General features: G+C 56.0%; 14 protein-coding genes. 8 read left to right on the top strand and 6 right to left on the bottom strand.

The window, feature by feature from the left end; genetic code table 11:
- Positions 1 to 563, top strand: a 563-nt coding sequence (locus LZ634_RS09755; protein ID WP_234504461.1) for a MipA/OmpV family protein, incomplete at its 5' end; no start/stop codon positions are given.
- A gap of 78 nt (positions 564 to 641) precedes the next feature.
- Here LZ634_RS09755 and gorA read toward each other — a convergent pair.
- Together gorA and LZ634_RS09745 are read right to left on the bottom strand one after the other, a co-directional pair.
- Entirely contained in the window at positions 642 to 1,994 is a 1,353-nt protein-coding gene (gene gorA / locus LZ634_RS09750; RefSeq protein WP_234504458.1) for a glutathione-disulfide reductase, read from the bottom strand.
- 105 nt (positions 1,995 to 2,099) lie between these two features.
- Positions 2,100 to 2,942: a 23S rRNA (adenine(2030)-N(6))-methyltransferase RlmJ gene (locus LZ634_RS09745; RefSeq protein WP_061282626.1), complete on the bottom strand. Its 843-nt coding sequence runs from the start codon at positions 2,940 to 2,942 to the stop codon at positions 2,100 to 2,102.
- A 193-nt stretch (positions 2,943 to 3,135) separates the two neighbouring features.
- Between LZ634_RS09745 and LZ634_RS09740 the strand changes: the two genes are divergently transcribed.
- A complete protein-coding gene (locus LZ634_RS09740; RefSeq protein ID WP_234504454.1) occupies positions 3,136 to 4,407 on the top strand; it encodes an acid phosphatase in 1,272 nt (423 codons plus the stop codon).
- Position 4,408: 1 nt separating this feature from the next.
- Here the strand turns inward: LZ634_RS09740 and LZ634_RS09735 are convergent, their stop codons facing one another.
- The gene (locus LZ634_RS09735) at positions 4,409 to 5,302 is read right to left on the bottom strand and encodes a LysR family transcriptional regulator (RefSeq protein WP_234504451.1); all 894 of its coding nucleotides are present in this window, start codon (positions 5,300 to 5,302) and stop codon (positions 4,409 to 4,411) included.
- A 117-nt stretch (positions 5,303 to 5,419) separates the two neighbouring features.
- Here LZ634_RS09735 and LZ634_RS09730 point away from each other — a divergent pair, with 117 nt between their 5' ends.
- The 3 genes from LZ634_RS09730 to rsmJ all read left to right on the top strand — a co-directional run bounded on the left by LZ634_RS09730 (position 5,420) and on the right by rsmJ (position 8,923).
- Positions 5,420 to 6,034, top strand: coding sequence for a LysE family translocator (locus LZ634_RS09730; protein ID WP_234504448.1), 615 nt, complete (start codon positions 5,420 to 5,422; stop codon positions 6,032 to 6,034).
- A gap of 85 nt (positions 6,035 to 6,119) precedes the next feature.
- On the top strand, positions 6,120 to 8,162 hold the full coding sequence (gene prlC / locus LZ634_RS09725) for an oligopeptidase A (RefSeq protein WP_234504446.1): 2,043 nt from the start codon (positions 6,120 to 6,122) through the stop codon (positions 8,160 to 8,162).
- Between the two features lie 8 nt (positions 8,163 to 8,170).
- Positions 8,171 to 8,923 (top strand): 16S rRNA (guanine(1516)-N(2))-methyltransferase RsmJ, encoded by a 753-nt coding sequence (rsmJ, locus tag LZ634_RS09720; RefSeq protein ID WP_234504444.1) that lies wholly within the window; start codon positions 8,171 to 8,173, stop codon positions 8,921 to 8,923.
- A 140-nt stretch (positions 8,924 to 9,063) separates the two neighbouring features.
- On the opposite strand, the gene LZ634_RS09715 is transcribed toward rsmJ, so the two are convergent.
- A complete protein-coding gene (locus tag LZ634_RS09715) occupies positions 9,064 to 10,263 on the bottom strand; it encodes an NAD(P)/FAD-dependent oxidoreductase (RefSeq protein ID WP_234504443.1) in 1,200 nt (399 codons plus the stop codon).
- Between the two features lie 232 nt (positions 10,264 to 10,495).
- Between LZ634_RS09715 and LZ634_RS09710 the strand changes: the two genes are divergently transcribed.
- Entirely contained in the window at positions 10,496 to 11,002 is a 507-nt protein-coding gene (locus LZ634_RS09710) for an RrF2 family transcriptional regulator (RefSeq protein ID WP_234504441.1), read from the top strand.
- Positions 11,003 to 11,051: 49 nt separating this feature from the next.
- On the opposite strand, the gene uspA is transcribed toward LZ634_RS09710, so the two are convergent.
- Entirely contained in the window at positions 11,052 to 11,489 is a 438-nt protein-coding gene (gene uspA / locus LZ634_RS09705; protein ID WP_035894835.1) for a universal stress protein UspA, read from the bottom strand.
- Between the two features lie 381 nt (positions 11,490 to 11,870).
- Between uspA and uspB the strand changes: the two genes are divergently transcribed.
- Positions 11,871 to 12,206: a universal stress protein UspB gene (gene uspB, locus LZ634_RS09700; RefSeq protein ID WP_234504439.1), complete on the top strand. Its 336-nt coding sequence runs from the start codon at positions 11,871 to 11,873 to the stop codon at positions 12,204 to 12,206.
- Positions 12,207 to 12,256: 50 nt separating this feature from the next.
- Here uspB and pitA read toward each other — a convergent pair whose 3' ends face one another.
- Complete coding sequence (gene pitA / locus LZ634_RS09695) at positions 12,257 to 13,744, bottom strand: inorganic phosphate transporter PitA (protein WP_234504437.1); 1,488 nt, start codon at positions 13,742 to 13,744, stop codon at positions 12,257 to 12,259.
- A 230-nt stretch (positions 13,745 to 13,974) separates the two neighbouring features.
- On the opposite strand from pitA, the gene LZ634_RS09690 reads away from it, so the two are divergent.
- Positions 13,975 to 15,165, top strand: coding sequence for an NAD(P)/FAD-dependent oxidoreductase (locus LZ634_RS09690; RefSeq protein ID WP_234504435.1), 1,191 nt, complete (start codon positions 13,975 to 13,977; stop codon positions 15,163 to 15,165).
- The last annotated feature ends 3 nt before the right edge of the window (positions 15,166 to 15,168 follow it).

Below are 15,168 nucleotides of genomic sequence, written 5' to 3'. Positions count from 1 at the left end.
ATAAGTTGGAGTCATTACCTGCTTTATTTAAAGATAAACGCGATGAACTGAGCCTGACGGCTTCGTGGATGCCGCTGACGTTTGACCCATCGGAAAACGATGACCGCGATATGAAGATGCTGGATAAGCGTGAGAGCACGGCGATGGCCGGCGCCGCGTGGTATCACCATGAAAAATGGGGCAGCCTGAAGCTGTCGGCGGCGGCGGATGTTCTGGATAACAGCAACGGTTGGGTCGGTGAGTTTTCCTATTTCCGCGTGCTGCCCGTTGGCAAGCTGTCGATTACGCCTGCGCTGGGGGTTTATTACTACGACGCGAGCTTTAACCGTTACTACTACGGCGTGTCGGGCGCGGAGTCCCAGCGCAGCGGTTTGGCACACTGGTCGCCGGGCAGCAGCTGGATGCCGTACGCAGGATTAACGCTGAAATATCCGCTCACCCGAAACCTGGTGCTGCTGGCGAACGCGTCCTACAGCGTGTTGCCGGACGAGGTCAAAAACAGTCCGATGGTCGATAGAGACGATAGCTTTACTCTGTTAACCGGCTTGAGTTGGCGCTTCTGATAACCCTCGCCGGCAGATAGCCGATATAAAAAAGCCAGACTCAGGTCTGGCTTTTTTGTCTCACCGCGTCGCGCTGAATTAACGCATGGTGACGAATTCTTCTGACGCCGTTGGGTGAATGGCGACGGTGTTGTCGAAGTCTTTCTTAGTCGCGCCCATTTTCAGCGCCACGGCGAAGCCCTGCAGCATTTCATCCATCCCGAAGCCGATACCGTGAATGCCAACAATTTTCTCTTCCGGGCCGACGCAAACCAGCTTCATACGGCACGGCTGACGGTGCGAGGTCACGGCGGTATACATGGCGGTGAAGGAGGATTTATACACCTTCACGGCGTCGTCGCCGTACTGCTCACGCGCCTGCGGCTCGGTTAAACCGACGGTACCGATTGGCGGGTGGCTGAAGACCACGGTCGGAATATTGCTGTAGTCCAGATGCTCGTCCGGTTTGTTGTTAAACAGACGTTCGGACAGGCGACGGCCTGCGGCCACCGCGACCGGCGTCAGTTCAACGGCACCGGTGTTATCGCCCACCGCATAAATTCCGGACACGTTAGTGTTCTGGAACTTATCCACCACGATATAGCCTTTATCGTTGGTTTTCACGCCCGTTACCGACAGATTGAAATCATCGGTCGCCGGTTCACGACCAATCGCCCAGATCAGGCAATCGACGGTCTGGCTGCGGCCATCTTCCAGCTCCAGGGTCAGGCTGCCATCGGCATTCTTCACCACGGCTTTTGGAATGGCGTTGGTGTGCAGCTGCGGGCCTTCAGCGTTCATCACTTCGACCAGCGTCTCGACGATCAGCGGATCAAAGGTACGCAGCGGCGCGTGTTTACGCACGAACAGGTGAGTCTCTGCGCCCAGGCCATTAATCACGCCGGCCAGCTCAACGGCAATGTAGCCTGCGCCGACCACCGCAACGCGTTTTGGCAGCGCGGGCAGTTCGAAGAAACCGTTGGAGTCGATACCGAACTCGACGCCCGGAATGTTCGGGTGACTAGGGCGGCCGCCGGTGGCGATCAGAATGTGATCGGCAGTGATCGTTTCACCGTTCACTTCAATGGTTTTCGCATCGACGAAGCGGGCAAAACCTTTAATTACGTCGACCTTGTTCTTACCCAGTACGTTGTCGTAGGAGGTATGAATACGGTCGATGTAGGCGGTACGGCTGGCGATAAGACGGTCCCAATCGAAGTTATTGATGGTGGCGTCAAAACCGTAATCCGGGCCATACAGGTGGATGGCTTCGCGAATTTGCGCGGCATGCCACATCACTTTCTTCGGTACGCAACCGACGTTGACGCAGGTGCCGCCCAGGTCTTTGGCTTCAATCAACGCACACTTCTGGCCGTACATGGCTGCACGGTTAATCGAGGCGATACCGCCGCTGCCGCCGCCGATGGCGATGTAGTCGTAATGTTTGGTCATGGCCGCTCCTCAAACGTTCAATGTCGGACGGGTGGGCGTCGTGCCCACCGTCAAAATACTCACGATTGTATACCTGAAATTAATAGGTTCCACCGATGTCTGTGATTACTCCGGCACAATCCAGTTGACCAGCGTATGGCCGATGCCGGTCGGTACCAGCTTGCTGTGCAGCCACGGCAGAACGTTGTTCATCTGGGCTTCCAGCTTCCACGGCGGGTTGATAACAATCATCCCGGAAGCGGTCATGCCGCGCTGATCGCTGTCGGGACGAACCGCCAGTTCGATCTGTAGAATTTTACGAATGCCGGTGGCTTCAAGATCTTTAATCATGCGCTTGATCTGCGCGCGCAGTACCACGGGATACCACAGCGCGTAGGTGCCGGTGGCAAAACGTTTGTAGCCTTCGTGAATACCGGCAACTACCGCCTGATAGTCGCTTTTAATTTCGTACGGCGGATCGATAAGGATCAGGCCGCGACGAGAAGCCGGTGGCAGTTTGGATTTAAGCTGCTGGTAGCCATCGGCTTTTTCCACGCGTGCGCGATTGTCTTTCTGGAACTCCGAGCGCAGCAGCGGGAAATCGCTTGGGTGCAGTTCGGTCATCTGCAGGCTGTCCTGCTCGCGCAGCAGCTGGCGGGCAATCAGCGGTGAGCCTGGGTAGTAGCGCAGCTGGCCGCTACGGTTGAAGTGCTCCAGCACGGAGATATACGGCTTGAGCTCTTCCGGCAGATCGTCTTGCTGCCAGATACGCGAGATGCCTTCGAGGTATTCCCCGGTGCGCTCGGCGTGCTCACCGCTCAGCTGATAGCGGCCTGCACCGGCGTGGGTGTCCAGATAAAGAAATGGTTTTTCTTTCTCTTTGAGTGATTCAATTATCAGACTCTGAACGGTATGTTTTAGGACGTCGGCGTGGTTGCCAGCGTGAAAGCTGTGGCGATAACTGAGCATGGATGCAGAGATTCCGGGAATTAAACAAGATAACCGACAGTTTACCGCAGATCCGTACAGATTACCGCTGTACCGCGACGACGTTTCCATTGTGGCATTTATGTTGCAAAACATGACGGTGTCATAAAAACGTCAAGCAGCAGGATTAGCGTCAACGGCAGGCAAGGTAATTGTTTGAATAAAAGGAAAAATAATGAAACTGCAAATCACGTTATTGGCATCGGCGCTGGTGCTGGCGCTGCCGGTACTGGCAAAAGACGTTTCGGTGTCTCAGGCGGCGGCAATCGCCAACAGCGTCACGCCGACGGCGGAGCGCCCGGCATTTGATGCGCTGGAAGCCCAGTCGCTCACCGCGCTGCGTGCGGCGCTAAAAGGCACTGCTGCCAGCCTCACGCGCGACCAGCTGGAGAAGGCTAAACAGAATAAAACGCAGGCCGACAAAGCCTGGCTGAAAGCCAGCGGCTATGATTTCCAGGCTAAAGCCAATCAGCAGGCCGGAATCGAATTGCTCTCTTCTTTCAGCACGCTGCCGGAAGCGGTGGTGAAGCAGAACCTGGCGACGGTCACCGACATTAACCGCGATGCCAGCCAGAGCACGCGTCATCAGGCGCTGGCCGATGCCGAAGGCATTAACTATCTCTATTTCCTCAGCGATGCGATGGGGCCGCGTCTGGGCAAAGCGTTTATCGCCGCCTACGACAAAGGCGAATTGAGCAAAGCGGCGGCGCTGATTAAAGCTTCAGAGATCAGCACCGGGGCGGCGAAAAAACACTTCAACAACCCGCGTCCGTTCCTTATCCAGGGGAATACCATTCACCTGGTGCCGGATGACGTGGTGGTGAAAGATAACCACCCTTACAGCGCGGATGCGGGCTCGTTCCCTAGCGGCCACACCAATACCGGCTATACCGACGCGCTGCTGATGGCGCAGATGATCCCCGAGCGATTCGATGCGCTGGTCACCCGCGGTGCACGCTACGGTTATTCGCGTATTGTGCTTGGCGTGCACTATCCGCTGGATGTGATGGGCTCTCGCATGGTGGCAGAGCGCAATGTAGCCCACTACCTGAACGATGCAAAATACCGCGCGCTGTTTAATGAAGCGCGCGATCAGCTGCGCACGGCGCTGGAAAAAGAGTGCGGTACAACGCTTGCCGAATGTGCGAAAACGGCGGGCAAAGATGACCCGTATCGCGACCCGGCGATGCGGGATTTCTATCGCTTCACCATGACCTACGATTTGCCGCAGCAAAAAGGTGAAAAGCAGGTCCTGAATGTACCGGATGGGGCGGAAGTGCTGCTCGAAGCCGCACTACCAAACCTGTCTGCCGCCCAGCGCCGCGCGTTGATGGTGAAAACCGCGCTCCCGGCGGGCTATCCGCTCTCCGGGGCGACGGTCGATCAGCAGTTCTGGCAGCGTGTGAACCTGCCAGCCGCTTATCAGATGGCGAAAAAAGCGCATTAATCTAGCGTAGATAGTTGAGCGAGGGCGGTACCGGCTGCGGTATCGCCTGTTTTAACCCCTGATACAGCGCATCGATGGCCGGTGCATGGGGTGTCCCTTTCGGCCACACCAGCCAGTAGCCGTCGCCTGTCGCCACCGCCTCGTGAAACGGCAGCGCCAGCAGCCCACTCTCAATGGCTTCCAGGCTTAGCAATAAATCCCCAACCGACACGCCGTGGCCGCCGATGGCCGCCAGATAGCCATGCTCAAGGGTATCGAACACTTTTCCGTGCGCGGTATTGAGGGCGTCGTGCTGCTGCGTTCGCTTGAGCCAGCGCCGCCAGTCCCGTCGGTCGGAGGAGGGATGAATCAGTTCACAGCCCGCGATATCGTTCCGCGCTTTAGCGACGAGCGTTGGCGCACAGATTGGCACCAGCCACTCCTCAAACAGCAGGCGGCTCTCGGTGTCCGGGCCAAAATGCCCGTTGCCGAGCAAAATCGCACAATCGTAAGGTTCACGCTTAAAGTCCACGCTATCGGTATCCATCCAGACGCTCGCCAGTTCAACCGGCGGCGTCGGGTGGTTCTTTAACGCCGCCAATAGCCAGCGTAGGGTGAGCGTGGAGGGGGCTTTTAGGCGCAGCTCCCGGCGACGGCGGGCAAACGCCTCGCAGGCCAGCTCCAGGCTGTGAAAACCTTCGCCAAGCTGGGCGGCGAGAACGCGGCCGGTGGCGGAAATCTCCACCCGCGGCCCGCGGCGGCTGAAAAGCTCGCAATCAAACCACTGCTCCAGCGTGCGGATATGACGGCTCACGGCACCGGGCGTGACGTTGAGTAATTCGGCGGCTTTACTGAATGAGCCTAAGCGGGCGGCGGCTTCAAAGGCGCGCAGGGCATACAGCGGCGGTAAGGGCATGAGGATTGTCTATGTTGAGTTTGACTCACATTGAAGCGCAGTTTTTTACGTTTTTCAACGCGCGGCGTCCACTCAATAATGACGGGCATTGCTCACTCTGGTTTAAGGATTTTCTGGATGAATTTTCCCCTGCTGACGGCCTATATACTGGCCGTTTTACTGCTGCTGGCTACCCCTGGCCCGGTGGTGGCGTTGATCACCGCCACCGCTGCGCGCGATGGCCGACGCCGCGCATTCGCCACGCTGGTGGGCACCAACTCTGCCTCGCTGGTGCTGATGCTGCTGGCGATGTTGATGCTGCTGGGCGTGGTTGCGATCGCCCCGGTTTACCTTTCCCTACTGGGCATTGCTGGGTCGCTATACATTGGCTGGAGCGCGCTGAGCGGGCTGGTGAGTCAGGCCCAGTCTTGTGAGACGGTGAACCATCGTGGCGGCGTCATCAAAGGTTTTCTGACCGGGATTGCCAACCCGAAAGATATTCTGTTTTTCGTCGCCTTCTTCCCCCAGTTTATCGCCGTCACCGATAATTTTGCCCTCAGCATGGTGACGCTATCGCTGGTGTGGACGGTTTTTGATGTGCTGGTGCTGTCGCTGTACATTCTGGCAGTGACGCAGTGGCTGCCCGGACGGCATCACCGTCGTCTTGAACGGCTTTCATCGCTGATTTTGCTGGCTATCGCGGCGGTCGGTCTGTTCTACAACGTGGGTGAAATGAGTCGCCACTATCATTGAAATTCCCCTAACTATCCCCCATTCTAGATCTATCGCTAAAGCGCCGTTGAGCGCTTCATTTCTTTCTTAGACCAGGACTGCGCATATGACCAATCCATTACTGACCCCCTTCGAGCTGCCGCCGTTTTCCCAGATTCAGCCAGAGCACGTTGTTCCTGCCGTCACCAAGGCGCTGAACGACTGCCGTGAAAATGTGGAACGTGTCGTCGCGCAAGGGGCGCCGTATAGCTGGGAAAACCTCTGCCAGCCGCTGGCGGAAGTGGACGATGTGCTGGGGCGTATTTTCTCGCCGATTAGCCACCTGAACTCGGTTAAAAACAGCCCGGAGCTGCGTGAAGCCTATGAGCAGACGCTGCCGCTGCTGTCTGAGTACAGCACCTGGGTTGGGCAGCATGAAGGGCTGTACAAAGCCTACCGCGACCTGCGCGATGGCGATAACTACGCGACGCTGAGCGTGGCGCAGAAGAAAGCGGTGGATAACGCACTGCGTGATTTTGAACTGTCCGGTATTGGTCTGCCGAAAGAGAAACAGCAGCGCTATGGCGAAATCGCTACCCGCCTGTCTGAACTTGGCAACCTCTACAGCAACAACGTGCTCGACGCGACCATGGGCTGGACCAAGCTGGTGACCGATGAGTCCGAGCTGGCTGGCATTCCGGAAAGCGCGCTGGCCGCGGCGAAAGCCCAGGCCGAAGCCAAAGAGCAGGAAGGTTTCCTGCTGACGCTGGATATCCCAAGCTACCTGCCGGTGATGACCTACTGCGACAATCAGGCGCTGCGTGAAGAGCTGTATCGCGCTTATTCGACTCGTGCTTCCGATCAGGGGCCGAACGCCGGTAAATGGGACAATAGCCCGGTGATGGCAGAGATCCTCGCGCTGCGCCACGAGCTGGCACAGCTGCTGGGCTTTGAAAGCTACGCCTTTAAATCGCTGGCCACCAAAATGGCCGAGAACCCGCAGCAGGTGCTCGACTTCCTGACTGACTTAGCAAAACGCGCCCGTCCGCAGGGTGAAAAAGAGCTGGCCCAGTTGCGTGCCTTTGCTAAAGCTGAATTTGGCGTCGATGACCTGCAGCCGTGGGATATCGCCTACTACAGCGAAAAACAGAAACAGCATCTGTACAGCATCAGCGATGAGCAGCTGCGCCCATACTTCCCGGAAAACAAAGCCGTTAACGGCCTGTTTGAGGTGGTAAAACGCATTTACGGTATCACCGCCAAAGAGCGTACCGACGTGGACGTCTGGAACCCGGAAGTGCGCTTCTTCGAGCTGTACGATGACCACAACGAACTGCGTGGCAGCTTCTACCTTGACCTGTACGCGCGCGAACACAAACGCGGCGGGGCGTGGATGGATGACTGCGTGGGGCAGATGCGCAAGCTGGATGGCACGCTGCAAAAACCGGTTGCCTACCTGACCTGTAACTTCAACCGTCCGGTCAGCGGCAAACCCGCGCTGTTCACCCACGACGAAGTGATCACCCTGTTCCACGAATTTGGTCACGGTCTGCACCATATGCTGACCCGTATTGAAACCGCAGGCGTGTCCGGCATTAGCGGGGTACCGTGGGATGCCGTCGAGCTGCCGAGCCAGTTTATGGAAAACTGGTGCTGGGAGCCGGAAGCGCTGGCGTTTATCTCCGGCCACTATGAAACCGGCGAGCCGCTGCCAAAAGAACTGCTGGATAAAATGCTGGCGGCGAAGAACTACCAGGCCGCGCTGTTCATTCTGCGTCAGCTGGAGTTTGGCCTGTTCGATTTCCGCCTGCACGCTGAATTTAGCCCGCAGCAAGGGGCGAAAATTCTCGAGACGCTGGCCGAGATTAAAAAGCAGGTTGCCGTGGTGCCAGGCCCAAGCTGGGGCCGCTTCCCGCACGCCTTCAGCCACATCTTTGCCGGTGGCTACGCGGCGGGTTACTACAGCTATCTGTGGGCCGACGTGCTGGCAGCTGACGCCTTCTCCCGCTTTGAAGAGGAAGGCATCTTCAACCGCGAAACCGGCCAGTCGTTCCTCGATAACATCCTGACCCGCGGCGGTTCTGAAGAGCCAATGGCGCTGTTCAAACGCTTCCGTGGCCGTGAACCTCAGCTCGACGCGATGCTGGCGCATTACGGGATTAAAGGCTGATTATTCGCGTGAAAATCTGCTTAATGGATGAAACGGGCGCCGGAGACGGCGCCTTATCTGTTCTTGCCGCCCGCTGGGGGCTGGAGCACGACGATGACAACCTGATGGCGCTGGTGATGACGCCAGAACATCTGGAACTACGTAAACGCGATGAGCCGAAGCTTGGCGGAATCTTTGTCGATTTTGTCGGCGGAGCGATGGCGCACCGGCGTAAATTTGGCGGCGGTCGCGGCGAAGCGGTGGCGAAAGCCGTAGGCGTCAAAGGTGACTATCTGCCGGATGTGGTGGATGCGACGGCAGGACTGGGGCGCGATGCGTTCGTTCTGGCCTCGGTGGGTTGCCGCGTACGGATGCTGGAACGTAACCCGGTTGTGGCGGCGCTGCTCGACGATGGTCTGGCGCGCGGTTATGCCGACCCGGAAATCGGCGGCTGGTTGCAGGAGCGCTTACAGCTTATCCACGCGTCCAGCCTGACGGCGTTAACCGATATCACGCCGCGCCCGCAGGTGGTGTATCTCGACCCGATGTTCCCGCATAAGCAGAAAAGCGCGCTGGTGAAGAAAGAGATGCGCGTGTTTCAGTCGCTGGTGGGGCCGGATTTAGATGCCGATGGGTTATTGGAGCCAGCGCGATTGTTGGCGACCAAACGGGTGGTGGTGAAACGCCCGGATTACGCCCCGCCGCTGGCAGACGTGGCCACGCCGAATGCGGTGGTGACCAAAGGACATCGCTTTGATATTTATGCCGGGACGGCAGAGTAGTTTCCCCTCACCCTAACCCTCTCCCCACAGGGGAGAGGGGATCGTTCAGAACTGGCTGTGGGCTGGGTTCGTTATGCGCCCTCTCCCTGTGGGAGAGGGCTGGGGTGAGGGCAACAGCAAGAGCTATTGCCTCTTATCACTTAAACAAACGGTGCGTACGGATCCGCCATGTCAAACGCAGCCTTTCTTTCCGCTTTCGGCGGGTAAATCAGCTCGCTGACAATCGACACCTTCAGCTTTTTCGCTTCTTCGCGGGTCAGTTTAACCTGCTGATCCCAGCCTTCAGAGTACACCGCACCCCATGCGCCCAGATCCAGACAGGTGACGTACATCTCCTGACGATACGGCAGAGGCTCGACCTCCAGCAGGCTCGCCGCCGCATTGTTACCGGCAAATTTACCCAGCAAAATCGCATGCTGACAGGTCATCAGCGCATGGTTGCCTTTGTCATCGGTGGCCGCGTAGGCCACGTCGCCGGTGGCAAAGATATCGTCATGGCCCAGCACCTGAAGATTGCTGTCCACGTGCAGACGCCCCTGGCGGTCGCGCGGTGCGTCAATCTGCGATGTCAGGCTGCTCGCCTGAACGCCAACCGTCCAGATAACCGTCTGTGAGGTGATAACCTGACCGTCTTTGAGCGTTACGCCGGAGGCATCAACGCTTTCAACTTCGGTATTCACCAGCCACTCAACGCCCAGCTCGGCAGACGCTTCGATAATCACGTCGCGCAGTTCTTTGCTCCAGCGACCACCCGGCTGGGCACCGCGTTCAACTACGACCACTCTGGTCTTAGCATCGTGACCCAGAATTTCGCGCAGACGGCCCGGCAGCTCCAGCGCCATTTCAATGCCGGTGAAGCCACCGCCGCAGACGACGACGGTATTACGCGCATCGCTTTCCGGCTGCTGGGCCAGACCTTGCAGGTGTTGCTCCAGTACGCTGGCGCTTTCCAACTGGTCAAGATCGAAGGCGTGTTCTGCGGCTCCCGCGACCATACCGCGGTTGACGTGGCTGCCGCTGGCCAGAACCAGACGGTCATAGCGACGCAGGCGGATTTCACCGTTGTCATCTTTCCAGCTCACCTCTTTGGAGGCGGGAAGAATTTGCTCAACGGTGCCGCGCAGGAAGTTAACGCCGGTCACGTCGAACAGCGGCTGCAGCGGAGCAACCAGCGTCTGAACGGCGCTTTCATAGAAACGTGGACGCACGCGCAGCTCGGGCTGTGGCGCAATCACCGTAATATCAATGGATTGCTTATTTAGCTCCGCCAGACGAGCGGCGCTCAGGGCTGCCCACATACCGGCAAAGCCAGCGCCGACGATCAGAATTTGTTTACGCATTGGGTTTTTCTCACTGGTGACTACGATTTATTTACTCGGATTTTATTGGTCGTAGTTAAGAATTGCAATGCGGATCCACATTTAATAACAAATTAGCCGGGCATTATGTGGTTATTTTATTGATATTTAACTAATTATATTTTTATCTTTCCGGGCGTGATGTTGACCATCTGGAATCTTTAAGCTGAAAAAGATACAATTAACTCAGATTAATTTTGGCTGAGATAAGAGCATGGCATTCTACAGTTCTGGGGTTGAGTACGGCATTCATAGCCTGATGTGTATGGTAGACAGCAAAGGTGATGCCCGCGATATGAGCGTGCGTGAAATCGCCGAGCTGCAAAGCGTGCCCTACGACTATCTGGCCAAGATTTTCACCCGTCTCTCTAAGGCCGGGCTGGTGCGCAGTATCGAAGGCAAGGGCGGCGGATTCCAGCTGGCGAAACCTGCCGAGCACATTACGGTGCTGGACGTGGCGAATGCGATTGATGGCGATAAGCGTATTTTTGAATGTCGTGAGATTCGTCAGCGTTTAGCGGTTTTTGATGAGCAGCCGCCGGAGTGGGCCTGCGAAGGGATTTGCGGCGTGCGTTCGGTGATGGATATGGCGCAGCAGCGAATGGAAGAGGCGCTGGGCCAACATACGATTCTCGATCTGGCGCGCAAAATGTACCGCAAAGCACCGGACACCTTTGTGGTGGAAGTGCAGGAATGGATTGCCGGACGTAAGCAAGGGTGAGAAATAAAAACGCCTGCATCAGCAGGCGTTTCTCGATGCTCGACGGGACTTATTCTTCTTCGTCGTCGCGCAGCGGAACAATCAGCATATCGACGTGGACGGTGTTGATCAGCTGACGTGCAGACGACATCAGTTTGCTCCAGAAATCCTGGTGATGACCGCAAACAACCAGATCCATATCGTATTTCTTAATGGCATCAACCAAGACCTGACCCAGGTCGCCGCTGCCGCTCAGGGTTTCGGTGATTGGATAGCCAGCGCCAGTGGACAGCTCGCTCAATGCGTGGTGGGTTTCTTCAGAGATACGTTTTTGCATATCGCCCAGATTAACGTCGATAAGACCGGTGTACAGGTCTGAATAGTTCACATCAACGTGAATCAGAGAGACTTTGGCATTGTAAGGGCGAGCCATAGATACCGCTTTCTCGACCAGCACTTTGCTTTCTGGTGAAAGGTCGACGGCAATGAGAATGTGTTTGTAAGCCATGGTGTTACTCCTTCCATAAAGTTGTCGATGACTGTTGGACCAGACAGCCCATACGCTGTCCCTTGCCCGCGTCCTGCGTGCAACATGCGCGGGGTAGCCATTAAAGACCTAATTGTAGTAGATATTTCTACCTTATCTTGGCCTTCAGGCGCCGTCAATGCATCCGGTTCACCAATTAGTTAAACAAATTTTTCTGTTCTACGTATTGATAACGATTAACCTTGTGGTAAAAAATTTAACGGATCTCCTACACTATTAAATGAGCCGATCGAATATTTAAACGTGATCGGTATCTCACTCTTATACTGAGCCGATGGTTGGATATGGGGAAGCGGTATGTTCCTGGAGATGTCTTTGGGAACTGGTCGCCGGGGAGGCGTTATGATCAGCACGATTGCGCTGTTTTGGGCCCTGTGTATCGTTTGTGTTGTAAATATGGCACGTTACTTTTCATCATTGCGTGCGTTATTGGTTGTACTACGTGGTTGCGATCCCTTGCTCTATCAGTACGTTGATGGCGGTGGTTTCTTTACCTCCCACGGCCAGCCTGGCAAGCAGGTGCGCCTGGTCTGGTACATTTACGGACAGCGCTACCGCGATCATCACGACGACGAGTTTATCCGTCGCTGCGAGCGGGTGCGTCGGCAGTTCATTTTGACCAGTTCCCTGTGTGGGCTGGTGGTGATTAGCTTGATTGGCCTGATGATTTGGCACTAAGCAAAAAAAACGGGCCAGTTTCCTGACCCGTTTCTCTTTGTTTCTGACGCTTAGATAAGCTTCAGAGACAGCCAGTACAGCACACCAGACAGCAAAATTGATGCCGGTAAGGTGAAGATCCAGGCCATCAGGATGTTGGTCACGGTTTTTCTTTGCAGACCACCGCCGTCAACCACCATGGTACCCGCCACGGAGGACGACAGTACGTGGGTTGTTGATACCGGCATCCCGGTATAGCTCGCCAGACCGATGGAGACAGCAGAGGTCATCTGCGCCGCCATACCCTGTGCGTAGGTCATGCCTTTCTTACCGATTTTCTCACCGATAGTGGTTGCCACGCGACGCCAGCCGATCATCGTACCCACGCCCAACGCCAGAGCGACGGCCATGATAATCCAGATTGGAGCGTACTCAATGGTGCTCAGCATGTCGGTTTTCAGCTTTTTCAGCAGACGCTGATCGTCGGCATTCACTTCCGGCATCTTCGCCACTTTATCGGTGGTATCGGAGATACAAAGCATAATGCGGCGCAGCTGGCCACGCTGTTCAACGGAGAGCTTATCGTAGCTTTCGATGTTGGCCAGCATTGCTTTCGTGCGGTCGAGCGCGTTGATGGTATTCGCCGGGTGACAGTGGAATTCCACCGCCGCCGCCGCTTCTGGGGTCAATTGCTCAGCGTTGTTGGCCACTTTCTGCAGCAGCTCAGGGCGCTGCTGGAAGAAGGTTTCAACGTTGTTGATTGCATCACGGGTACGGGTAATTTCGTAACCGGAAGCATTCATATTGACCACGAAACCAGCCGGGGCAACGCCAATCAGCACTAGCATAACCAGACCAATGCCTTTCTGACCGTCGTTAGCGCCGTGGGAGAATGCCACGCCAATCGCCGAGAGAATCAGAGCAATACGGGTCCAGAATGGCGGTTTTTTCTTACCGTCTTTCTTTTCACGTTCAGCAGGAGTCAGGTGGATACGGGCGCGTTTTTTGGTACCGCTCCAGTAACGACGCAGCAGGAAAATCAGGCCGCCAGCGACAACCAGACCCACGATTGGCGAGATGATCAACGACGCGAAAATGTTAATCACTTTCGGGATGTTGAGGGCATCAACCACTGACGTGCCGGTCATCAGCGCATTGGTTAAACCAATACCGATGATAGCGCCGATCAGCGTGTGGGAACTGGACGCAGGCAGACCGAAGTACCAGGTGCCGAGGTTCCAGATGATAGCAGCCAGCAGCATGGAAAAGACCATGGCGAGGCCGTGCGCGGAGCCCATATTGAGCAGAAGATCCGTCGGCAACATATGCACAATCGCATAGGCTACACTCAGACCGCCCAATAGAACGCCGAGGAAGTTAAAGATTGCTGCCATTGCAACCGCAAGCTGCGAGCGCATGGCACGAGTATAAATCACGGTGGCAACCGCGTTAGCCGTATCATGGAAGCCGTTAATGGCTTCATAGAAAAGAACAAACACAAGTGCCAAAACTAACAACAGCCCGGTATGTAAATCCAGGCCAGCGAACAAATGTAACATAGGACGTTACGCCATTTTGAGGACATGAACGCGCGGCATTATCAGGGACTTTGGCAGCGCGGGCAAAGTGAAATCTCTATTTTTTTTGATAATTATCTGCGCCTTGTCAGTGAATGCAAATAATTATTTCTATTGTATCAATCAGATAAGTCGGGTTTGTGGATATTTCACTGGTATGACATCCATGAAAAATTTACACTTCCCGACAATACCTATGTTGAGGATAGTGCGTGGAAAGGTTTGATGCCATTGTAGTGGGTGCCGGAGCGGCAGGAATGTTTTGTGCAGCCATGGTCGGGCAGGCGGGGCGTCGCGTTTTGCTGCTGGATAACGGTAAAAAACCGGGGCGTAAAATCCTTATGTCCGGCGGTGGTCGTTGCAATTTCACTAACCTTTATGTCGAACCCGCGGCCTATCTCAGCCAAAACCCGCATTTTTGCAAATCTGCGCTCGCGCGTTACACCCAGTGGGACTTTATCGACATGGTTGGTAAGCACGGCATTGCCTGGCATGAAAAGACGCTGGGGCAATTGTTCTGCGATGACTCTGCCGAGCAGATTGTCGCAATGCTGGTCGCCGAGTGTGAAAAAGGCAACGTGACCACCCGCCTGCGCAGCGAAATTCTTAGCGTCACTCAGGATGAAACGGGCTATACCCTGCAGCTTAACGGCGACGCGGTGGCGGCGGATAAACTGGTTATTGCCAGCGGCGGCCTGTCGATGCCGGGTCTGGGTGCTTCACCATTCGGTTATAAAATTGCAGAGCAGTTTGGTCTGAAGGTGCTGCCAACTCGCGCAGGGCTGGTGCCATTTACGCTGCACAAACCGATGCTGGAACAATTCCAGGTACTTTCTGGCGTCTCCGTTCCATCGACGATTACCGCTCAGGACGGCACGCTATTCCGCGAAAGTCTGCTTTTCACCCACCGCGGGCTTTCTGGTCCGGCAGTCCTGCAAATCTCCAGCTATTGGCAGGCGGGCGAGTTTGTCAGCATTAACCTGCTGCCAGATGTTGATCTCGCCGACTTCCTCGATGTGCAGCGGGCCGAACACCCTAATCAGAGTCTGAAGAATACCCTGGCGATGCAGCTGCCAAAACGTTTGGTGGAATGCTTGCAACAGCTTGGGCAGATCCCCGACGTGACGCTAAAGCAGCTCAACGTGCGTGAGCAGCAAACGCTGGTAGAGACGCTGACAAATTGGCGCGTTCAGCCAAACGGCACCGAAGGCTACCGTACGGCGGAAGTGACCCTCGGCGGCGTTGATACCAACGAGCTTTCCTCGCGCACGATGGAAGCGAAGAAAGCACCGGGCCTGTATTTTATTGGCGAAGTGATGGACGTGACCGGCTGGCTGGGTGGCTACAACTTCCAGTGGGCGTGGTCGAGCGCCTGGGCCTGCGCGCAGGCGCTGGCTGAATAACCG

Source organism: Kluyvera intermedia (assembly GCF_021440345.1).
In the GTDB taxonomy this organism is placed as follows: domain Bacteria; phylum Pseudomonadota; class Gammaproteobacteria; order Enterobacterales; family Enterobacteriaceae; genus Kluyvera; species Kluyvera intermedia_A.
Note: the sequence above shows the minus strand (reverse complement) of the source record. Positions and strands in the feature narration are given on the sequence as shown.